Here is a 20,103-nt window from a genome sequence, read left to right as displayed (position 1 = left end):
CGCGTTGCGTGATCGACATGGTCACTCGGGTTCCCCTTGGCCGACCCGTTCGAGGCGATAGCCGTAGCCGTAGATCGGCGCAAGACGGTAGCCGTTCTCCGGCCGCAGGCCGAGCTTCGTACGCAGCATCGACACGTGCGTATCCATCGTGCGCGACGGAATGTCGGTGGCCTGCTTCCAGACCAGATCGAGAATGTGTGCGCGCGACAGCGGCCGGTCGAGATGCTGGAACAGCAGCAGCGCGAGTTCGAACTCCTTCTGCGTGAGGCTCACCGGCTTGTCGCCGACGTACGCCTGTTTCAGGTTCACGTCGAAGCGGAACTGGTCGAATTCGCGCACCGTCGCCTCGGCGTTGACCGGGTATGCGCGGCGCAGCAGCGAGCCGATCCGCGCGCGCAGGATCGGGCCGGACACCGGCTTGACGACGTAGTCGTCCGCGCCGGCGTTGAGGATCTGCGTGATCCCCGCTTCATCGTCGCGGCTCGTCATGAAGATGATCGGCAGGCTGTGCTCGGTCTGATTGGCACGCACCCACTTCAGCACTTCCTCGCCCGACATGTCGGGCACGTTCCAGTCGAGCACGAGCAGATCGAACGTCTCGCGCTGCAAGCGCTTCTTCAGCGCCTTGCCTTCCTTGAACGCATAGCAGGTATGGCCCGCGGCCGTCAGCGTTTGACTGACGAAGTCGGTCTGGGCCGGATCGTCATCCAGTACAGCAATTCTCATAGCACCCCGCAAAACGAAATCCATCCGTCCAGTTCGGCCCCTCGCGCTCACCGCCGTGCTGCCGTGCTGCCTGCACGACAGGCGCACCGGCATCGGTACTGCCCGGCCGGCAAGCTGCGTCTGCCCCCGCGTGCGCGGCGCGCTAGCGGGTGAAACCGGCAAATATCTCAAAAACGGGGCGCGGACGAACCGGCGATTTCAGCATAGTAGTATGAAATACGCCAAGGATTTGCGCGGACTATGGTCCTTTCTTCGAATAATCCTTCCGGCAACGCGGTCCGCGCGCCTATTCGGCGCGCGCGACGCACGCTTGCCCGCCTGCCGGCGCAGACTGCCGCAGCGCGACCGGCCCCGGCGCGGGCTGCCCCAGCACCCGCAGCAACTGGCCGCGCACCCGTTCCCACGCCGAGGCGGCATAGTCGGGCTGACTCGCCGCGCATGCATGGGCCAGGTCGAACACGCGTTCGACGGTGGCCCCGCAATGCGTGAGGCCCGGCTCCCCGTCCGGTGCGGCTTCGCGCAGCCATTCGGCGAGCCACGGCATATCCGCCGCGGCAGAATCGGCATAGGCTTCCAGCGCGGCGCGCGCATGACGGTCATGTTGCGGGTCGAGCTCGATACGGCTCAACCCGAGCGCGCGCGCTGGCGCGGTGCGTTCCGCTGCGGACGGACTTCGAATGGTCCCTGGTCCGAAGGACATGTTCTCTCCCCGTTGTACGACGGCAGCGTCTGGCATGGGCCCCCGTGCCCGCCTCGAATCGACGTACCGTGGCCGGTGCATGCGTCGAGCGCGGACGACCGGCCGGGTCAGTATACGCAGCCGGTAGCGAAGCGAGGTTTAAGAATTGTCAGACGCCCGACGGCGCTCAAGCGGGCACGCGGGCACCGCCCGCGCCGGGGGAGCGCTGTGGGAGCGCCTCGCGGCGCGGGGCGCGGCGCGGCGCGAACGTTGCCCGATGCCGGCCGTCAGCGGCGGCGCATCAGGAACACGAAGGTCTTGTCCTGCGTCGACGACTCGACGATCTCGTTGCCCGTCTGTTTCGCGAACGCGGCGAAATCGCGCTGCGAGCCGGGATCGGTCGCGAGCACCTTGAGAATCTGCCCGCTTTCCATGTCCGCGAGCGCTTTCTTCGCGCGCAGGATCGGCAGCGGGCAATTGAGCCCGCGCGCGTCCACTTCCTTGTGAATCTGCATCGCCTGTCGACCTTCGAATGACGCGCCGCACGCGGCGCTGGAGGAATCCACAATTTTACCGCAGCCCCGCCGCCCCTGCCGGGCGCGTCCGTCAGGTCGTCTCCTTGGTGTCGCGCGTGCCGTCGGGCGCCGTCGGCAGGTACGAAAGCTCGAGCCGGTAGGCCAGCGCGACGAACAGGCTCTGCGCGAGGCCCATCGTCGCCGTCAGCGCGCGAAACCCGAACGTCGCGCTGTCCTGCACGAGCAGCGTCGCCTCGGCGTCGCGCGCGAGCGGGCTCATCCGGCTGTCGGTGATCGCAATCACGCGTGCGCCGCGCTGCGCGGCCTGCTGCGCGACCTGCACCGTCTCTTCCGCATACGGCATGAACGAAATCGCGATCAGCACATCGCCCGCGCGCACCGAGCGGATCTGTCCGAGCTGCATGCTGCCGAGCGCGCTGATGAGGCCAATGCGCTTGTCGGTGTGCTGCAGCGCGTAATCGAGGTAGGCGGCGATCGGGAACGCGCGCCGTGAACCGGCGATCCAGATCGCCTGCGTATCGGCAAGCAGGTCGACGGCCTGCGCGAACGCTTTCGGATCCAGCGTCTGGCGCAGCTGCTGCATGCCGGCAATACTGCCCTTGATGAACTCGTCGACGATCTGCTCGGGCTGCAGGCTCGACGAACCCGATTCGATCACGTCGCGCAGGCGCAGGTTATACGCGCGCCCCGGCGCGATCTGCTGCGCGAGGCCGTCGCGGAACAGCCGCTGCATCTCGGAAAAGCCCGAGAAGCCGAAATGCTTCGCGAAGCGCACGACCGCGGACGGCTGCACGCCGCATTGCTCGGCGAGCGACTGGATGCCTTCGAGGCCAAGCTGGTCCCGTTGCGTCTCGACATGACGCGCGATCACCTTGAGGCGATTGCTCAGCCCGTCATATTCCTGCGTCAGACGCTGCAGGAACTGCTCGACGGTGGCGGGAGGGTTCTGGGATGGACTCATCGGATGGCGCGTAGTTGACAGTCCCGGCACTCGCCTCCTGCGGCGGAGGATCCGGCCGGGGCTCACCTGAACACATGCGTGGGGGGCGATTCTAATCCCGTTGCCCGGACAACGTCGTCACGTCGCCGCGCCCACGCGCTCGATCACCGCTTGCCTGTGCTGCGCGACACGATTGGAAATTATTTTCCAACGCTCGCCACGCGGCGTAAATATTAGGGCGTCTACCAATGTGCGAATGTGCGTGCAGCCGCGCGACGACGCAGCTTGCGCCGCGCTGCGGCCAGTCGTCATACGTCCGATCAGCGATAGTCGATCCAGACGCCGCCCTCGTCCGCGGAGCGCACGCAGTTCTCGACCCAGCGCACCCCTTCGACACCGGCATGGACGTCCGGATAGCGGATGCCCTTCAGCGTCTCGGTATCGCGCCGGTCGGTCGCATCCATCGCGAGCGCGAACCGCGAGTACAGATTCGACCAGGCTTCGAACAGGCCTTCCGGGTGCCCCGCACCGATCCGGTCGTCGCGCAGCGCGTGCGGATGCAGGTAGCCCATCCCGCGATCGAGGATCTGTGCCGGCTGCCCCTGAACCTCGTAGCGCAGCTGGTTCGGATGCTCGTCCCACCATTCGATGCTCGCCTTCGAGCCGATCACGCGCACCTTCTGGCTGTGCATCGAGCCCGCATTCACCGCGCTCGACCACACGTAGCCGATCGCGCCGCTGTCGTATTCCATGATCGTGAACGCATTGTCCTCGAGCGGCGCGCGGCTCTTCACGAAGCTCTGCCGCGAGCACATCAGCCGCCTGATCTTCAGGTCCGGCACCATCACTTCGGAGATGTACAGCGGATGCGTGCCGATGTCGCCGAGCACGTAGCTCGGGCCCGCGAACTTCGGATCCACGCGCCAGCGGGTCGCGGGGTTCGCGGCTTCGACGCCCTCGCTGTGAAAGCCGTGCGCAAACTGCATCTGCACGATGCGGATCTCGCCGAGATCGCCGCGCGCGATCATCTCGCGCGCCTGCTCGATCATCTGGTGTCCGGAATAACCGTACGCGACACCGACGATCTTGTTCTTCTCGGCCGCGACGCGCTGCAGTTCCTCGGCCTCGGCCGTCGTGAAGCACAGCGGTTTCTCGCAGACTACATGCAGCCCCGCGTTCAGCGCCGCGCGGCAAATCTCGAAGTGCGTGTTGTTCGGCGTCGCGATCGACACCGCGCGAATGCCGTCCGGGCGGCGCGCCTCGACCTCGAACATCGTCCGGTAGTCGTCGTAGCAGCGCTCGGCGGCCACGCCGAGCTTCACGCCGAACTGGCGGCCGCGCTGCGGATCGATGTCGAACGCGCCCGCGACGAGCTGGAAGCTGCCGTCGCGCAACGCGGCCGAGCGGTGGCTGTAGCCGATCTGGCTGCCGAGGCCGCCGCCGACCATGCCCCAGGGAATCGAGTGTCCGAGCAAAATCTGTCCGTCGATCATGATGATTGCATTCCTTGTGTAGGGTTCAAGCAAATCCCGCCGATGCGAGGAACGCGCGGCTTGCCGCGACGTCGCGCAGGCTGGTGCCCGCGTTGCGCGGATCGCGTTCCTGCTCGATCGTGATGTAGCCGGCATAGCCGATGTCGTCGAGCGTGCGCTTGATGGCCGGGTAGTCGAGCACGCCCTTGCCGATCGGGCACATCACGCCGCGCGCGCACGCGGCGAAGAACGCGATGTGCTCGCCCATCACCGCGTCGTAGGTCGCCGCGTCGATGTCCTTAAAATGGACGTAGTCGATGCGTTCGGCATGCCGGCGCAGCCATGTTGCCGGGTCCATGCCCGAGTAGTGCAGATGTCCGGTGTCGAGACACAGGCCGGCCGTTTCTGCCGGGATGTCGGCGACGATCCGGTCGATCTCGTCGGCGAATTCGATATAGCCGCCCGCATGCGGATGGATGACCGCGCGCACGCCGAACTCGTCGCGCGCGTTTTCCCCGATCTGCCGGATGTGCTCGACCATGCCCGCCCAGCGCGCGTCGGACAGGCGCGGCGCGCGGTCCGCGTGGCCGGCCGCGTAATCGCGCTCCGGGTGCCCCCAGTCCATCACGACGAGGTACGGCGCCGCGTAGCGCTGCCCGTCCTGGGTCGGCAATTGCGGCAGCTGCGTGATCAGCGCGCAGATCTCGCGCGTCTGGCGCAGCAGGCTCGGCAGGTTCTCCGGCGACACGAGGTCGTCGAAGATCGTGCCCGCCGTGATGCTCAGGCGCTGCCGTTCCAGTTCCGCGCGAACGACGTCCAGCTCCAGCGGGATGTAGCCGTACGGGCCGAGCTCGATGCCCGAGTATCCGGCTTCCGACGCCTCGGACAGCACGTGCTGCCACGCCGGCAGGTGCGGGTTCTTCACGTCGTCAACGCCCCAGCAGCACGGCGCGCAACCTATTTTCATCGTCATGTCAGTCTGTCGAAGAAGATCCCGGCCCGCGGCCGGGTGGTGAAAACGGCACCGCCGTCATGCGGCATAGAACGCCGGGCGCACGGCCATCGCGATAGGCTCGACCGCCCCGCTCTGCTGCGCGCGCACGCACGCGTCCGCGGCCGCCGCGGCTGCATACCCGTCCCATGCCGACGGCCCCGTCAGCGCACCCTGCCGCACGCCGTCGACGAACGCCTGCAGCTCGACGTCGTACGACGCGATGAAGCGCTCCTTCCAGTCGGTCATGATCGCCGTCGCATGCCGCGCCGCATGCTTCATCGACACCGCCGGCGGGTCGGGCAGCTTCGCGATGCCGTCCTCGCCCACCACTTCGCACTGGATGTCGTAGCCGTACTGGCAATTCACGAAAATCTCGACGTCGATACGCACGCCGTTCGCCGTTTCGAGCAGCACGATCTGCGGATCGGCGAGGTGCGCCGACGCATGGCGGGTCTTCTTCGGGTACACGACCTGCGCGCTCACGTAGTCGTCGTCGAGCAGCCAGCGCAACACGTCGAGTTCGTGGATCAGCGTGTCGGTGATCGCCATGTCCGTCGTGTAGCGATCGCCAACCGACTGGTTGCGGTGCGCACAGTGCAGTATCAGCGGCGCGCCGATCGTGCCGCTCGCGATCACCTGCTTCAGCGCGCGATAGCCTTCGTCGTACGGACGCATGAAGCCGACCTGCACGAGCCGGCGGCCATGCGCCTGCTCGGCCTCGACGATCCGCAGGCAGCCTTCGGCGGTGGTCGCGAGCGGCTTCTCGCAGAACACCGGCTTGCCGCGTGCGATCGCCTTCAGCACGAATTCCTCGTGCGTCGGGCCCCACGACGTGACGAGCACTGCCTGCACGTCCGCCGCATCGATCACCTGATGTCCGTCGCCATATACCTCGGCCGACAGCCCGTATTTCGTCACGGCGTCGTGCGCCTGCCGCGGATCGATGTCGGTCACCGCAACCACCGTGGCGCCCGACAGCGTGCGGGTCAGCCTGCGGATGTGATCCTGGCCGATCGCGCCGCAACCGATCACGCCGATTTGCAAAGTCATGTTTGTCTCCACGTTGTCAGACCCGCGCGGCGCGCGGGTCACCGATGCTTGTTGCCGACTCTTCGTCGACTCTTCGCCGACTTGCAGCCGACGCGATCGCGCCGGCAAGCTCACCGCGCCGCGGCGCGGAAATACTGGTCGATGTAGCGCTGCATTTCGTCGCGCATGAAGCGGGACGACGCATCCGCGCGCTCTTCCCACGCAAACACGCAGGACGACATCACGCCGTCGAAACCGACCTCGCCGAGCGAGCGGAAGAACACGTCCCAGTCGATCTCGCCCTGCCCGATGTCCAGATGCTGGTGCACGCGGATCTGCGTCGAGCCCGGCGGGTTGACGATGTAGCGGAGCTGACTGCTCTTCCGGTGATCGAACGTATCGGCGACGCGCACGTGTGCGAGCACCGGCGCGGCCTCGCGGATCGTCGCCGCCATGTCGTCGCCGTAATAAAACGTATGCGGCGCGATATACGAGATCTTCAGCGCGGACGAGCCGATGTTCTTCACGATGTCGACGGCCGGCTGAAGCTGTTCGATCCAGTCCTCGGGGTGCGGCTCGACCGACAGCGTGATGCGTTCGCGCTCGAGAATCGGCAGCAGCTCGTCCATCGAACGGAACCACGCGGCTTCGCACAGCTCCTTCGGGTTCGCGCCCGGCCGCTCGCCGACCGAGCGTTCCGGCGACGCGCCGCGGCCGAACTCCGACACCATCAGCGGGCACTCCATGTCGACGGCGACCTCGATCGCCTTCTTCCAGCAGCGCACGGCCCATTGCCGCTCGTCGTCGAACGGGCTCGCCCAGCGGTACATCGGCTGCAGCGACGCGAGGCCCACGCCGCTCGCATGCAGCGCCTGCCGGAACCCCGCCATGCGTTCGCGGGTCGCGCGCGGCATCACCCACCAGTCGAGGAAGTCGCTGCGCGGCGACAGCTCGATCTGGTCGTAGCCGAGTTCGGCCACCGCGTGCGGCAGCCGGTCTAGCGGCACATGGCGGATCATGTAGGGATCCAGAGCAATCTTCATGGCTATCCTTGGTCGATTCCCGTGTCGGCGGCCGTCGCGGGTATCAGCGGCGCGCTTTCTTGTTGCGATACTGGTCGGCGATCACGGCCGCGACGATGATCGCGCCCTTGACCATCTCCTGGTAGTACGCGTCGATGCGGATGAACGTGAAGCCCGACGTCATCACGCCGAGGATCAGCACGCCGATCACGGTGCCCGTCACGCGCCCGAGGCCGCCCGACAGCGACGTGCCGCCGATCACGACCGCCGCGATCGCGTCGAGTTCGTACATCACGCCCATCCCCGACTGTCCGGAGATCGCGCGTGCCGCGGTCACGGTGCCCGCGATGCCGCTCAACAGGCCGGCGATCGCATACACGAGAACCAGGTGACGGGTCACGTTGATGCCCGATACGACCGCCGCCTGACGGTTCGCGCCGATTGCGTACGTGTACTTGCCGAACCGCGTGTAGCGCAGCACCACGTGGAAAATCGCCGCGATCACGATGAAGATGATCACCGGATTGGCGCCCGAGCCGATCGCCGCGAACGGGTCGGTCAGCATCGACACCGGCATGCCGTTGGTGAACCACTTCGCGAAGCCGCGGGCGGCGACCATCGTGCCGAGCGTCGCGATGAACGGCGGGATCCCGGTAAACGCGATCAGCGAACCGTTGAGCAGGCCGACCAGCAGCCCGACGCAGACGCCCGCGAGCACCGGCCAGATCACCGGCAGATCCGTCAGGTGCGGAAACACCGCGCGCGGAAAGTCGGACACCTGCGCGAGGCTCGCGGACACCACCGCCGCCGCCGCGACCACGGACCCCGACGACAGGTCGATGCCGCTCGTGATGATCACGAGGTTGACGCCCACCGCGATGATGCCGATCACGGCCATCTGCAGGACGATGATCTCGAGCCGTTCCGCGTTGAAGATGAAGCTCTGGCCGACGACGATCCAGCCCGCGATCTCGAAGAACAGGCTGATGCCCACCAGCACGAGGAAAATGCTGAGTTCCGGCGGCCACTTCGCGCGCCGTGTCTTGGCCGTCATGGACTGTGCGTCCGCGATCGAATTGAGGTTGCCCATTTCAGTTGTCTCCATGCTTTGTTCGAGTCACCGCGATCACTGTGATGCCAGGTCCATGATGCGCACCTGGTCGGCGTCCTTGCGCTCGACGATGCCCGTCATCCGGCCTTCGTGCATGACCATGATCCGGTCGCTCATGCCGAGCACCTCCGGCATCTCCGACGAGATCATCAGCACCGCGACGCCCTTGCCGGCCAGCGCGCTCACGAGGCGGTGGATCTCGGCCTTCGCGCCGACGTCGATGCCGCGCGTCGGCTCGTCGAGGATCAGGATCCGCGGCTGGGTCAGCAGCCAGCGCCCGATCAGCACCTTCTGCTGGTTGCCGCCCGACAGGTTCTGGATTTCCTCGTGCAGCCCCGGCGCCTTCACGCGCAGCGTCCGGCTCATCTCCTCGCAGTCGCGCTTCAGTTGCGCGTGCTGCACGAAGTTGAACTTCACGTAGCGGTTCTTCAGCACCGCCGCTTCCATGTTCGCGAGCAGGTCGAGGTTCAGGAAGCAGCCGGTGTCCTTGCGGTCCTCGGTGAGGAACGCCATCCCGTGCTTCATTGCCTGCTCGGGCGACGCGATCCGCACCGGCTTGCCGTCGATACGGATCTCGCCGGAAGTCGCCGGCACGACGCCGAACAGCGCCTCCGCGACGTTCGAGCGCCCCGAGCCGACGAGGCCCGCGACGCCGAGAATCTCGCCCGCGCGCAGCTCGAAGCTCACGTCGCGGAACACGCCGCTCACACCGAGGTTCTTCACCGACAGCACGACGTCGCCGATCGGCACGTCTTCCTTCGGGAACATCTGCGTGATCTCGCGCCCGACCATCATCCGGATGATGTCGTCGCGCGTGACGTCGCTCGATGCATGCGTACCGATGTACTTGCCGTCGCGGAACACCGAGAACTCGTCGGCGATCTCGAACAGCTCGTTCATCTTGTGCGTGATGTAGACGATGCCCTTGCCCTGCTCGCGCAGCTGGCGAATGATGCGGAACAGGTGGACGACTTCCTTGTCGGTCAGCGCCGACGTCGGCTCGTCCATGATCAGCACGTCCGAGTCGAACGACACCGCCTTCGCGATCTCGACCATCTGGCGGCTCGCGACCGTCAGCGTGCGCACCTCGGCGTCGGGGTCGACGTCGATCGACAGGCGCTCGAACAGCGCCGCGGTCTTGCTGCGCAGCGCCGCATGGTCGATCAGCCCGAAGCGGTTCTTCGGTTCGCGGCGGATCCAGATGTTCTCCGCGACCGTCATGTACGGCATCAGGTTGAGTTCCTGGTGGATCATCGCGATGCCGCGGTCGAGCGCGTCGAGCGGGCCGTTCAGCGTGACCGGCTCGCCTTTCAGGCGAATCTCGCCCTTGTCCGGCGTATAGACGCCGGCGATGATCTTCATCAGCGTCGACTTGCCGGCGCCGTTCTCGCCCATCAGCGCATGAACGGTGCCGCGCCGCACGCGGAACTGCACGCCGTCGAGCGCGACGACGCCGGGAAAGGATTTGCCCACGCCGCGGACTTCCAGCAGGCAGTCGGGGGCGGACGAGGTCGACGAGGTCGACGATTGGGTCGGCGGGTCGTCGCTGGACATCGGCCGGGCCATCATCTTGGCTGGGGACATGAACGTTCCTCGAAAATCGCGCGCGGGCCGCGTCGCCGCCGGCCCGCGCACTGCAGCGGATGGCCGGTCAATGCTTTGCGTACTGGCTCATGTTGTCGGGCGTGACGAGCTCGAACGGCACGTTCACGAAGCGGTCCACCTTCTGCTTCTTCGCGAGCTTGAGCGCGGCGTCGACCGCCTGCGAACCCTGCCCGGCCGCGTTCTGGAACACCGACACCTTCAGCTCGCCGCTCTTCATCGACGCGAGCCCGTCAGGCGTCGCGTCGATGCCCGCGACGATCGTCTTCGGCGTCCACTTGCGCGCGGCCTTCAGCGCGTTGATCGCGCCGATCGCCATTTCGTCGTTGTTGGAGACGATCGCGTCGTACTTCGTGCCGGAGCTCAGCCAGTTCATCGTGATGTCCTGGCCCTGCGTGCGGCTCCACTTGCCTTCGCGCTTGTCGACGATCTTCATGCCCGAGCATTCCTTCGTCGCGATCACGTCCTCGATGTCCTTGGTGCGGGCGCGCGCCGATTCGTTGGACAGCTCGCCCATCAGCACCAGGATGTCGCCCTTGCCGCCGAGCAGCTTGCACACCTGGCGCGCCTGCAGCGTGCCCGACTGCTTCTCGTCCGACGCGACGACCGCGACGCCGGCCGGCAGCTTCTCGAAATCGACCGGCTTGCGGTTCACGTAGACGAGCGGGATCTTCGCCGCAGTGACCATCTTCGTGATCTTCGGCGTCGCATCGGTGTCGACCGGGTTCACGATGATCGCGTCGACCTTCTGCGCGATCATGTTCTGCACCTGACTGAGCTGCTTGCCGACGTCGTTGCCGGCATCCTCGATCTGCACGCCGGCGCCGTCCTTCTTCGCGGCATCGCCGATGCCGTTGCGCAGGATGGTCAGGAACGTGTCGTCGAAGGACGCCATCGTCACCCCGATCTTCTCGGCATGGGCGAGCGGCATCGCGAGGATCGCGGCGGCAGCGGCAGCCATCAGCTTGGTTTTCATGATCAATCTGTCTCCTTCATCTCTGTGGCGGAAAGTGGTGCGCGATGCACCACCAGACCGAGTCCGATACGGACCGAAGCTTCAGGACGAAACTGTAGAGCACGCCGACTATTTTTTGGAAATATTTTTCTACGTGATTTCACCTAGGGAACTGAATTTCCAAAAACACTAGACTTCGTCCGTAGCCCCGAATCCCCGGAGGGCGGATCTCCTTCGCGCCAGACGCCAGCGTCTGGCCAGCGTCGGGAAAGACGATCCGCCCGCCCTGTCCTCAACCTGCCGGCAAGGTCAGACGCCGGCCGCGAGCGTGACGAGTGATATGAGCCTGTTGAACTTTCCGAGTGGTCGCCCCATCGATCTGGCCTGTCTCGGCCGGGTGGCCGTGGACCTTTATGCACAGCAGTACGGTAGCCGTCTCGAAGACGCGCGCACCTTCCAGATGTATCTGGGCGGCTCGTCGGGCAACGTCGCGTTCGGCGTCGCGCGACTGGGCCTGAAGACCGCGATGATCTCGCGCGTCGGCGACGAGCAGATGGGCCGCTTCCTGCGCGAGACGCTCGAGCGCGAAGGCTGCGATACGAGCCAGTTGCAGACCGACCCCGAGCGCCTCACCGCGCTGGTGCTGCTCGGGCTGAAGGACCGCGACACGTTTCCGCTGCTGTTCGTGCGCGAGAACTGCGCCGACATGGCCGTGCGCGCCGACGAGATCCGCGAGGACTTCATCGCCGGCTGCCGCGCGCTGGCGATCACGGGCACGCACCTGTCCACGCCGGCCACGCGCGAGGCGTCGCTGACGGCGCTCGACTATGCGCGCCGCCACGGCGTCGTGCGGATCCTCGACATCGACTATCGCCCCGTGTTGTGGGGCCTGACCGGCCGCGGCGCCGGCGAGAACCGCTACGTCGCGGACGAGCACGTGTCGCGGCAACTGCAGCAGGTGCTCGGCGAGTTCGACCTGCTGGTCGGCACCGAGGAGGAATTCCTGATCGCGGGCGGCGTGCCGCACGACCTGATCGCGTCGCTGCGCGCGGTCCGCCGCACCACCGATGCGGTGCTGGTCGTCAAGCGCGGCGCGCTCGGCTGCTGCGTGATCGACAGCGCGATTCCCGAGCGCATCGACGACGCGCCGACCTTTGCCGGCGAGCGTGTCGAAGTGCTCAACGTGCTCGGCGCAGGCGACGCGTTCCTGTCGGGCCTGCTGTCCGGGCTGCTGCGCGGCCGCGACTGGGCCGACGCCACGCGCACCGCGAATGCGTGCGGCGCGATCGTCGTGTCGCGTCATGCATGCTCGGCCGCGATGCCGACGCCCGCGGAGCTGGAGCACTGGTTCAACGGCAGCCGAAATCCGGTGGTCGATGCGGATCGCGAGCTCGCGCACCTGCACCGCGTGAGCGTCGCGCGCCGCGACTGGAACGATCTGTGCGTGATGGCGTTCGACCACCGCAGCCAGTTCTACGACCTCGCCGTGCAGGCCGGCGCCGACGAAGCGCGGATCAAGGCGCTCAAGCGGCTGCTGGTGCGTGCCGCCGAGCAAGTCGAGCGCGACCGCGGGATCCAGGGCCATGTCGGCGTGCTGATCGACGGCGGCGCGTACGGCAGCGACGCGCTCGCGTCCGCGACCGGGCGCGGCTGGTGGGTCGGCCGGCCGGTCGAACTGCCGGGCTCCCGGCCGCTGCGCTTCGACGACACGCGCTCGGTCGGTTCCACCCTCACCCACTGGCCGACGGAACAGGTCGTCAAGTGTCTCGTGCACTATCACCCCGACGACGCGGTCGACCTGCGCGTCGCGCAGGAGCAGCGCGTGCTCGAACTGTGGGAAGCGACCCGCGAGAGCGGCAACGAACTGCTGCTGGAAATCATCCCGCCGCGCGCGGTGACGCCGGCCGGCACCGAGGACGACGCGGTGCTGCGCACGGTCGCACGCTTCTACAACCTCGGCGTCAGGCCCGAATGGTGGAAGCTCGCGCCGATGAGCGCCGATGGCTGGACACGGCTCGAGGCACTGATCGCCGAGCGCGACCCGCATTGCCGAGGCGCGGTGATCCTCGGGCTGAACCAGCCGCTGCAATACCTGGTCGACAGCTTCCGCTTCGCGACCAACCCGATCGTCAAGGGCTTCATGGTCGGGCGCACGCTGTGGGCGGACGCGTCGCTGAAGTGGCTCGGCGGCGACGTCGGCGACCAGGCGTTCATCGACGAGGTGGCCGGCAATTTCGCGCAACTGGTCGACGCGTGGCTGGGCCGGCGCGCACTCGCGCGGCCCACGGCCTGAGCGCCGGCATCACGACGTCACGACAAACGAGATCGACAGAGACGATGACAACAACCGTGAGACTGACTGTCAGCCAGGCGCTCGTGCGTTACCTGGCTGCGCTGCGCGCCGAAGTGGTCCAGCCGGACGGCCGCACCGAAATCCTGCCGTACTGCGGCGGCGTGTTCGCGATCTTCGGCCACGGCAACGTGGCCGGGCTCGGCGAGGCGCTGCAGGCCGAACAGGACCGGCTGCCGACCTTGCGCGCACACAACGAGCAAGGGATGGCCAACGCGGCGGTCGCGTTCGCGAAAGCGAACTTCCGCCAGCGGATGATGGCCGTGACGTCGAGCATCGGCCCCGGTGCGACCAACATGCTGACGTCGGCCGCGCTCGCGCACGTCGCGCGGCTGCCGCTGCTGCTGCTGCCGGGCGACGTGTTCGTGTCGCGCCAGCCCGACCCCGTGCTGCAACAGGTCGAGAGCTTCGAGCAGGGCGACGTCAGCGCGAACGACTGCTTCCGCCCGGTCACGCGCTACTTCGACCGGATCACGTCGCCCGAGCAATTGCTGGTCGCGCTGCCGCGCGCGATCCAGGTAATGACCGACCCCGCGCAGTGCGGGCCCGTGTGCGTTGCGCTGCCGCAGGACGTGCAGACCTTCGCGTATGACTGGCCCGAGGATTTCTTCGCACCGCCACTGATCCGGATGCGCCGCCCGCCGGCCGACGCCGTCGAGCTGGCCGATGCGATCGACCTGCTGAAGTCCGCGAAAAAGCCGCTGATCGTCGCCGGCGGCGGCGTGCTGTACAGCCACGCGTGGGACGCGCTGCGCGCGTTCGCCGACACGCATGGCGTGCCGGTCGCCGAATCGCAGGCCGGCAAGGGCAGCCTCGCGTGGGACCACCCGTTGAACCTCGGCTCGATCGGCGTGACAGGCTCGCCCGCCGCGAACCGCGCGGCCGCGCAATGCGACGTCGTTTTCGCGGTCGGCACGCGGCTGCAGGACTTCACGACCGGCTCGCACGCGCTGTTCGGCCATGCGAAGCTGCTGAGCCTGAACGTGCAGCCATTTGACGCGGGCAAGAAGCGCGGCCAGCAGCTCGTCGCGGATGCGCGCACCGGGCTCGGCCAGGTGTCCGCCGCGCTCGCCGGCTGGCGCGCCGACTCCGCGTGGACCGCAACCTGCCGCGACCACGCCGCCGCGTGGGTGGCCCGCGTGACCGAACTGACGAACCATGTGCCGAACGACACGCTGCCGTACGACACGCTGCCGTACGACGCCGAGGTGATCGGCGCGGTGCGCGAGTCGGCCGCCGACGCGGGCGTCGACAGCGCCCGCAACGACCTCGTCGTGTGCGCGGCCGGCACGCTGCCGGCCGAGCTGCACAAGCTGTGGCGCAGCGGCCTGCCCGGCAACTACCACATGGATTACGCGTATTCGTGCATGGGCTACGAAGTCGCGGGCGGCCTCGGCGCGAAGCTCGCGCGGCCGGAGCGCGAAGTGATCGTGATGGTCGGCGACGGCTCGTACATGATGCTCAACGCCGAACTCGCGACGTCGGTGATGCTCGGCCGCAAGATCATCGTCGTGATCCTCGACAACCGCGGCTACGGCTGCATCGAGCGCCTGCAGCTGAAGTGCGGCGGCGCGAGCTTCAACAACATGCTCGACGACTGCGTTCCGGAAGGCGGCGCGCGCTCGACGATCGACTTCGCGATGCACGCGCGCGCGATGGGCGCCGAAGCCGTGCACGTGCGCGACGTCGCTGAAATGCGCCGCGAGCTGCGCCGTGCGCGTGCGGCAACGACGAGCCAGGTGCTCGTGATCGACACGACGCACCATCGCACGACCGACGACGGCGGCGCATGGTGGGAGGTCGCGGTGCCGCAGGTGTCCGCGCGGCCCGACGTCGAGCGCGCGCATCGCGACTATCTCGACGAGAAGACCCGACAGCGGCGCTGACCGGCAGGCGCCGCGCGCCTGCCTGCACCGCGTCCCATCACCCGAACCAAGGAAAGATTCATGAGCTGGAACGTTCGCATCGGCATCAATCCCCTGTCGTGGATGAACGACGACCTGCCGTCCCTCGGCGGCGAAACGCCGCTCGAAACGGCGCTGAAGGAAGGCGCGGAAATCGGCTATGCCGGTTTCGAGCTCGGCAACAAGTTTCCGAAGACCGGCCCCGCGCTGAAAGCCAAGCTCGCCGAATACGGCCTCGTCTGCGTGTCGGGCTGGTACTCGGGCTTTCTCGCGGAAGTCCCGCCCGGCATCAGTGACGCGCAGGCGGTCGCCGCCGAGATCGAGCGCTGCCACGCGCATATGGCGAAGCTGCAGTACAACGACGTGAAGGTGGTCGTGTACGGCGAGTGCGCGGGCACGATCCAGGGCAACATCGACACGCCCGTCGCGAAGCGGCCGCGCTTCATCGACGACGAATCGTGGCAGCGCTACGCGGCGCGCCTGAACGCGTTCGGCGCGCATCTGCTGTCGACCTACGGGATCAAACTCGCGTATCACCACCACATGGGCGCGTACGTCGAGTCGCCCGACGACGTCGACCGCCTGATGGCCCTTACCGATCCGGCAAAGGTGTTCCTGCTGTTCGACACGGGCCATGCGTACTTCGGCGGCGCCGCCGACCCGGTCGCACTCCTGAAGAAGCACGTCGCGCGCGTCGTCCATGTGCATTGCAAGGACGTGCGGGCGCAGGTCGTCACGCAGGCGCGCAACGACGGCTGGAGCTTCCTGAACGGCGTGATCAACGGCACCTTCACCGTGCCCGGCGACGGCGCGCTCGATTACGAGGCAACACTGCGCGCGCTCAAGGAAGCGAACTACGAAGGCTGGCTGGTGGTCGAGGCCGAGCAGGATCCCGCCGTCGCGCCGAGCTATCCGTACGCGAAGAAGGGTTACGACACGCTGCGCGCGATCGTCGACAAGCTGAGCGCCTGAGCCCCCTGCCCCCGAATTGCGGAGCCTCTTCCATGACGATCTCTCCCCTGCTGGTCAAGGCGTCGCCCGACCGCGAAATCTGCAACGTCACGCCTGAGTCGGCCGGCTGGAAGCACGTCGGCTTTCGCGTGCTGCGCCTGAAGGCCGGCGACAGCGAAACCGTCGACACCGGCTCGCGCGAGCTGTGCGTGGTCGTGCTCACCGGCACGCTGCGCGCGGAAGTCGAAGGCGCAACCTACGATGCGCTCGGCAAGCGCGACAGCGTTTTCGAAGACGTATCGCCGGACGCGCTGTACGTGCCGGGCGGCAAGACCGCCACGCTGGTCGCAACGCGCGACGCAGAAGTCGCGCTGTGCACCGCGCCGTACGTGAGCGGCGACAAGACGGTGCGCCGTCTCGACGGCGAACACATGCGCCGGATGGTGCGCGGCAAAGGCACCAACACGCGCTACGTGTGCGACATCCTGATGGGCGACAACCCGGCGGCCGACCGGCTGCTCGTCGTCGAGGTGATCACGCCGGCCAGCCATTCGAGCAGCTATCCGCCGCACAAGCACGACCGCGACGCCGCGCCCGACGAAACCGTGCTCGAGGAAACCTACTATCACCGGATCGATCCGCCGCAGGGTTTCGCGTTCCAGCGCGTCTATACCGACGACCGCAGCCTCGACGAAGCATGCGTGGTCGAGAACCACGACGTCGTGATGGTGCCGCGCGGCTACCATCCGGTCGTCGCGCCGCACGGCTACAACCTGTACTACCTGAACGTGATGGCCGGCCCGAGCCGCGCATGGGCGTTCAAGAACGATCCGGCCCACGAGTGGATGCTCGATGCGCCGGCCGGTGGCTGACCTCGCCGCGGCGCGATCGGGTCGTTGCGCGTGGCGCGCAGGACCGGCCGTGTGCGGCCGGCCTGGCGGGCATGAGTTGTCGTGACAGGAGGTAAAGATGAGGCGATTCTTCCGCATCGATGACGAGACGTTCGAGCAGCAGGCGTCGAGCACGATGCTGCCGTGCTTGAACGCCGATGCCGCGCGCCGGCTCGGCGACATCGCCATCAACATCGCGTCGCGCCGCGGCCTGGCCGTCGCGGTGAGCGTCGTGTCCGCCCGCGCGCCGCTGTTCTACTGCGCGCTCGACGGCAGCGGCGCGGAGGATTGCGAAACGATCCGGCGCAAGCAGAACACGGTGTTCCGGTTCGGCAGGAGCTCGCTCGAAGTGGGCATCGCGTTCGCGCGCGACGGACTGTCGCTACGCTCCGAAGGGCTGTCCGGCGACGATTACGCGCTGGAAGGCGGCGGCGTGCCGCTACGCGTCGCGGCCACCGAACTGGCCGGCGCGATGACGATCGCCGGACTCGATTCCGTTCGCAATCACGAACTCGCCGTCGAGAGCATCCGGTGGTACGTCGGCTCGGCCAGCCTGATGCGGATCGCGTAGGCGCCGGCGAACCTGCCTGTCGGCTCAGCGCATGCCGCCGCTCGCGCGAACGAGTTCGCCCGTCATCCAGCGCGCGTCGTCCGATGCGAGAAAGACGGCAATCGACGCGATGTCGTCCGGCTGGCCCACGCGGCCCAGCGGCGTCTGACTGAGCGCGGACGCTTCGAGTTCGGAGCCGACGATCCCCGCGCTGTGCGTGCCCTCGGTCACGACCACGCCCGGGTTGATCGCGTTCACGCGGATCTTGCGCGGGCCGAGTTCGCGCGCGAGCACGCCGGTGATCGCGTCCACTGCGCCCTTCGTGCCGCTGTAGACCGCGCTTGCCGGCGGCGTGATCGTGGTCACCACCGAGCTGATGTTGATGATGCTCGCGCCGTCGCCGAGATGCTTCACGGCCGCCTGCGTCGTCAACAGCACGCCGAGCACGTTCGTGTCGAATTGCTTGCGGAAATGCTCTTCCGTGATCGCTTCGACCGGCGCGAATTCGTAGATGCCGGAATTGTTGACGAGGATATCGAGGTGTCCGTACGTTTCGACGGCCGTGTCGATGATGTGCTGCGCGTCCGCTGCCTTCGATACGTCGCCGCCGACCGCGACCGCGTTGCCGCCCGCCGCGTCGATCGCGCTCACGACCGCATCAGCACCGGCCTTGCTGCTCGCATAGTTGACGACGACCGACGCGCCTTCGGCGGCCAGGGCCTTTGCAATTGCGGCCCCGATACCCTTGGAACCGCCCGTCACCACTGCTACCTTGCCTGCAAGCTTGCTCATGATTTCCATCCTCAATTCATATCGCATGATGAATCGGACCGGCTGCCCTGGCGTAGCAGGCAGCCGGCGATGACGAAAATCTAAGCGCTCCGTCGATGTCGATAAAGGCGCTCGGGACGAATTGAGTTGCGGGACCGGACGAACAATCGTCGGGCGCAAGCCGTCAGACCCCGATCAGCTCGCACTCAGCCCGCGCTCAGCCACATATCGACCACTTCCCCGCGCAGCCCGTCAAGCTCGCCGTCGTACACGATCCTGCCGCGCCCCATCACCGCGACCCGCCGCGTCAGCCGCGGCGCGAGCTGCAGCCGCTGTTCGATCAGCACGATCGCGACGCCGTCCGCCTGCAGTGCCGCAAGACACGCGCCGATCTCGTCGACCGCGAGCGGCGCGAGCCCTTCTGCGGGCTCGTCGACGATCAGCACGCGCGGCCCGCCCGCGAGCGCGCGCACCAGCGCGAGCACCTGCTGCTCGCCGCCCGACAGGCGGCCGGCCTTCACGTCCGCGCGCGCGGCGAGCAACGGAAAGCGCGCGAGCAGCCGGTCGAACTCGGCGCGCGCCGCCGCGCCGCGAACCCGGCGCAATCCGAGCAGCAGGTTGTCGCGCACGCTCAGCAGCGGAAACACGTCGCGGCTCTCGGCAACATACGCGACACCGCGCCGCGCGATCTCGAAGGTCCGCGCGCCCGCGCATTCGATGCCCGCGATCCGCACCGATCCGCCCGTGCGCACGAGCCCCATCACCGCCTTCGCGAGCGTCGAGCGCCCCGACCCGTTGCGCCCGATCAGCGCAAGCGTCTCGCCCGGCGCCAGCGCGAGGTCGACGCCATCGAGCACGGGCTGCATCCCGTACCACGCGCGCAGGCCGCGGAGCTCGAGCAGCGCGCTCATGCGAAGCCGTCGCCGAGATAGGCTGCGCGCACGGCCGGATCGGCGCGGATCGCGTCCGGCGCACCGGTCGCGACCACTGCCCCACGCACGAGCACCGTGATCCGTTCCGCGAAGCCGAACACCGTGTCCATGTCGTGCTCGATCATCAGCACCGTGCGGCCCCGCGTCGTCGTGCGAATCAGCTCGATCATCCGCGCGGCCTGCGCGCGATTCATGCCGGCCGTCGGCTCGTCGAGCAGCAGCGTGCGCGCACCGCTCGCGAGCGCGATCGCGAGATCGAGCGCGCGCTGCTCCGCGTAGCCGAGTGCGGCCGCCGGCGTGTCGCGATACGCATCGAGGCCGACGTCGTGCAGCACCTGCGCGGCCGCGCGGTCGACCGACGCGGATTCGCACACGCGGTTCCACCAGCGCCGCCGTTCGGCCGGCGCATGCAGCGCCGCGCAGCGCAGGTTGTCAAATACCGTGAGGCGCGCAAACGCGCTCGTCTGCTGGAAGCTGCGGCCGATGCCGAGCCGGCTCGCGGCGACGGGCCCGCGTCCGCGCAGCTCGACGCCGTGCAGCACGACACGCCCGCGCGTCGGCCGGACGGCCCCCGCGATCACGTTGAACAGCGTCGACTTGCCCGCGCCGTTCGGCCCGATCAACGCGTGACGCTCGCCGGCCGCGACCGCCAGCTCGACGCCGTCGAGCACCGTCTGCGCGCCGAAGCG

19 protein-coding genes are annotated in these 20,103 nt (G+C 67.6%); 5 read left to right on the top strand and 14 right to left on the bottom strand.

Going from position 1 to position 20,103, the window contains the following annotated elements:
* Positions 1–21: 21 nt before the first annotated feature.
* The 11 genes from G3N94_RS30560 to G3N94_RS30510 all read right to left on the bottom strand — a co-directional run bounded on the left by G3N94_RS30560 (position 22) and on the right by G3N94_RS30510 (position 11,087).
* Complete coding sequence (locus G3N94_RS30560) at positions 22–726, bottom strand: response regulator transcription factor (RefSeq protein ID WP_205796794.1); 705 nt, start codon at positions 724–726, stop codon at positions 22–24.
* A gap of 286 nt (positions 727–1,012) precedes the next feature.
* Positions 1,013–1,426 carry a hypothetical protein gene (locus G3N94_RS30555; RefSeq protein WP_205796792.1) on the bottom strand — a complete coding sequence of 138 codons (414 nt, stop codon included), beginning with the start codon at positions 1,424–1,426 and terminating at the stop codon, positions 1,013–1,015.
* Between the two features lie 266 nt (positions 1,427–1,692).
* Positions 1,693–1,920 (bottom strand): sulfurtransferase TusA family protein, encoded by a 228-nt coding sequence (locus tag G3N94_RS30550; RefSeq protein ID WP_038713912.1) that lies wholly within the window; start codon positions 1,918–1,920, stop codon positions 1,693–1,695.
* A 91-nt stretch (positions 1,921–2,011) separates the two neighbouring features.
* Complete coding sequence (locus G3N94_RS30545; protein ID WP_205796790.1) at positions 2,012–2,902, bottom strand: MurR/RpiR family transcriptional regulator; 891 nt, start codon at positions 2,900–2,902, stop codon at positions 2,012–2,014.
* Between the two features lie 299 nt (positions 2,903–3,201).
* Complete coding sequence (locus G3N94_RS30540; RefSeq protein WP_205796789.1) at positions 3,202–4,374, bottom strand: Gfo/Idh/MocA family oxidoreductase; 1,173 nt, start codon at positions 4,372–4,374, stop codon at positions 3,202–3,204.
* Between the two features lie 25 nt (positions 4,375–4,399).
* Complete coding sequence (locus tag G3N94_RS30535) at positions 4,400–5,326, bottom strand: TIM barrel protein (RefSeq protein ID WP_205796787.1); 927 nt, start codon at positions 5,324–5,326, stop codon at positions 4,400–4,402.
* Between the two features lie 57 nt (positions 5,327–5,383).
* A complete protein-coding gene (locus G3N94_RS30530; RefSeq protein ID WP_205796784.1) occupies positions 5,384–6,397 on the bottom strand; it encodes a Gfo/Idh/MocA family oxidoreductase in 1,014 nt (337 codons plus the stop codon).
* Positions 6,398–6,507: 110 nt separating this feature from the next.
* Positions 6,508–7,419 (bottom strand): sugar phosphate isomerase/epimerase, encoded by a 912-nt coding sequence (locus tag G3N94_RS30525; RefSeq protein WP_205796781.1) that lies wholly within the window; start codon positions 7,417–7,419, stop codon positions 6,508–6,510.
* 43 nt (positions 7,420–7,462) lie between these two features.
* The gene (locus tag G3N94_RS30520; protein WP_205796796.1) at positions 7,463–8,488 is read right to left on the bottom strand and encodes an ABC transporter permease; all 1,026 of its coding nucleotides are present in this window, start codon (positions 8,486–8,488) and stop codon (positions 7,463–7,465) included.
* A 36-nt stretch (positions 8,489–8,524) separates the two neighbouring features.
* Complete coding sequence (locus G3N94_RS30515; RefSeq protein ID WP_205796779.1) at positions 8,525–10,093, bottom strand: sugar ABC transporter ATP-binding protein; 1,569 nt, start codon at positions 10,091–10,093, stop codon at positions 8,525–8,527.
* Positions 10,094–10,160: 67 nt separating this feature from the next.
* Positions 10,161–11,087, bottom strand: coding sequence for a sugar ABC transporter substrate-binding protein (locus G3N94_RS30510; RefSeq protein ID WP_205796776.1), 927 nt, complete (start codon positions 11,085–11,087; stop codon positions 10,161–10,163).
* Between the two features lie 319 nt (positions 11,088–11,406).
* On the opposite strand from G3N94_RS30510, the gene iolC reads away from it, so the two are divergent.
* The 5 genes from iolC to G3N94_RS30485 all read left to right on the top strand — a co-directional run bounded on the left by iolC (position 11,407) and on the right by G3N94_RS30485 (position 17,732).
* A complete protein-coding gene (iolC, locus tag G3N94_RS30505; protein ID WP_205796773.1) occupies positions 11,407–13,359 on the top strand; it encodes a 5-dehydro-2-deoxygluconokinase in 1,953 nt (650 codons plus the stop codon).
* A gap of 44 nt (positions 13,360–13,403) precedes the next feature.
* Positions 13,404–15,302 (top strand): 3D-(3,5/4)-trihydroxycyclohexane-1,2-dione acylhydrolase (decyclizing), encoded by a 1,899-nt coding sequence (gene iolD, locus G3N94_RS30500; RefSeq protein WP_205796771.1) that lies wholly within the window; start codon positions 13,404–13,406, stop codon positions 15,300–15,302.
* 60 nt (positions 15,303–15,362) lie between these two features.
* Complete coding sequence (iolE, locus tag G3N94_RS30495) at positions 15,363–16,292, top strand: myo-inosose-2 dehydratase (RefSeq protein ID WP_205796768.1); 930 nt, start codon at positions 15,363–15,365, stop codon at positions 16,290–16,292.
* A 32-nt stretch (positions 16,293–16,324) separates the two neighbouring features.
* Entirely contained in the window at positions 16,325–17,143 is an 819-nt protein-coding gene (iolB, locus tag G3N94_RS30490; RefSeq protein ID WP_205796765.1) for a 5-deoxy-glucuronate isomerase, read from the top strand.
* 97 nt (positions 17,144–17,240) lie between these two features.
* Entirely contained in the window at positions 17,241–17,732 is a 492-nt protein-coding gene (locus G3N94_RS30485) for a heme-binding protein (RefSeq protein ID WP_205796762.1), read from the top strand.
* A gap of 24 nt (positions 17,733–17,756) precedes the next feature.
* Here G3N94_RS30485 and G3N94_RS30480 read toward each other — a convergent pair whose 3' ends face one another.
* From G3N94_RS30480 to G3N94_RS30470, 3 genes are all read right to left on the bottom strand, one after another.
* Positions 17,757–18,503 carry a glucose 1-dehydrogenase gene (locus G3N94_RS30480; RefSeq protein ID WP_205796760.1) on the bottom strand — a complete coding sequence of 249 codons (747 nt, stop codon included), beginning with the start codon at positions 18,501–18,503 and terminating at the stop codon, positions 17,757–17,759.
* A gap of 185 nt (positions 18,504–18,688) precedes the next feature.
* Complete coding sequence (locus G3N94_RS30475) at positions 18,689–19,393, bottom strand: ATP-binding cassette domain-containing protein (RefSeq protein WP_205796757.1); 705 nt, start codon at positions 19,391–19,393, stop codon at positions 18,689–18,691.
* The coding region (locus tag G3N94_RS30470) for an ABC transporter ATP-binding protein (RefSeq protein ID WP_205796754.1) at positions 19,390–20,103 on the bottom strand (714 nt) is incomplete at its 5' end. The genes G3N94_RS30475 and G3N94_RS30470, both read right to left, overlap by 4 nt.

It is taken from the genome of Burkholderia sp. Ac-20353, from assembly GCF_017104785.1.
In the GTDB taxonomy this organism is placed as follows: Bacteria; Pseudomonadota; Gammaproteobacteria; order Burkholderiales; family Burkholderiaceae; genus Burkholderia.
The sequence above is the reverse complement of the archived record's forward strand: the minus strand, read 5'-3'. Positions and strand labels throughout refer to the sequence as shown.

Coding starts and splice junctions, on each gene's coding strand:
- G3N94_RS30560 (WP_205796794.1), bottom strand. CDS start 726: ATGAGAATTGCTGTACTGGATGACGATCCGGCCCAGACCGACTTCGTC.
- G3N94_RS30555 (WP_205796792.1), bottom strand. CDS start 1,426: ATGTCCTTCGGACCAGGGACCATTCGAAGTCCGTCCGCAGCGGAACGC.
- G3N94_RS30550 (WP_038713912.1), bottom strand. CDS start 1,920: ATGCAGATTCACAAGGAAGTGGACGCGCGCGGGCTCAATTGCCCGCTG.
- G3N94_RS30545 (WP_205796790.1), bottom strand. CDS start 2,902: ATGAGTCCATCCCAGAACCCTCCCGCCACCGTCGAGCAGTTCCTGCAG.
- G3N94_RS30540 (WP_205796789.1), bottom strand. CDS start 4,374: ATGATCGACGGACAGATTTTGCTCGGACACTCGATTCCCTGGGGCATG.
- G3N94_RS30535 (WP_205796787.1), bottom strand. CDS start 5,326: ATGACGATGAAAATAGGTTGCGCGCCGTGCTGCTGGGGCGTTGACGAC.
- G3N94_RS30530 (WP_205796784.1), bottom strand. CDS start 6,397: ATGACTTTGCAAATCGGCGTGATCGGTTGCGGCGCGATCGGCCAGGAT.
- G3N94_RS30525 (WP_205796781.1), bottom strand. CDS start 7,419: ATGAAGATTGCTCTGGATCCCTACATGATCCGCCATGTGCCGCTAGAC.
- G3N94_RS30520 (WP_205796796.1), bottom strand. CDS start 8,488: ATGGGCAACCTCAATTCGATCGCGGACGCACAGTCCATGACGGCCAAG.
- G3N94_RS30515 (WP_205796779.1), bottom strand. CDS start 10,093: ATGTCCCCAGCCAAGATGATGGCCCGGCCGATGTCCAGCGACGACCCG.
- G3N94_RS30510 (WP_205796776.1), bottom strand. CDS start 11,087: ATGAAAACCAAGCTGATGGCTGCCGCTGCCGCCGCGATCCTCGCGATG.
- iolC (WP_205796773.1), top strand. CDS start 11,407: ATGAGCCTGTTGAACTTTCCGAGTGGTCGCCCCATCGATCTGGCCTGT.
- iolD (WP_205796771.1), top strand. CDS start 13,404: ATGACAACAACCGTGAGACTGACTGTCAGCCAGGCGCTCGTGCGTTAC.
- iolE (WP_205796768.1), top strand. CDS start 15,363: ATGAGCTGGAACGTTCGCATCGGCATCAATCCCCTGTCGTGGATGAAC.
- iolB (WP_205796765.1), top strand. CDS start 16,325: ATGACGATCTCTCCCCTGCTGGTCAAGGCGTCGCCCGACCGCGAAATC.
- G3N94_RS30485 (WP_205796762.1), top strand. CDS start 17,241: ATGAGGCGATTCTTCCGCATCGATGACGAGACGTTCGAGCAGCAGGCG.
- G3N94_RS30480 (WP_205796760.1), bottom strand. CDS start 18,503: ATGAGCAAGCTTGCAGGCAAGGTAGCAGTGGTGACGGGCGGTTCCAAG.
- G3N94_RS30475 (WP_205796757.1), bottom strand. CDS start 19,393: ATGAGCGCGCTGCTCGAGCTCCGCGGCCTGCGCGCGTGGTACGGGATG.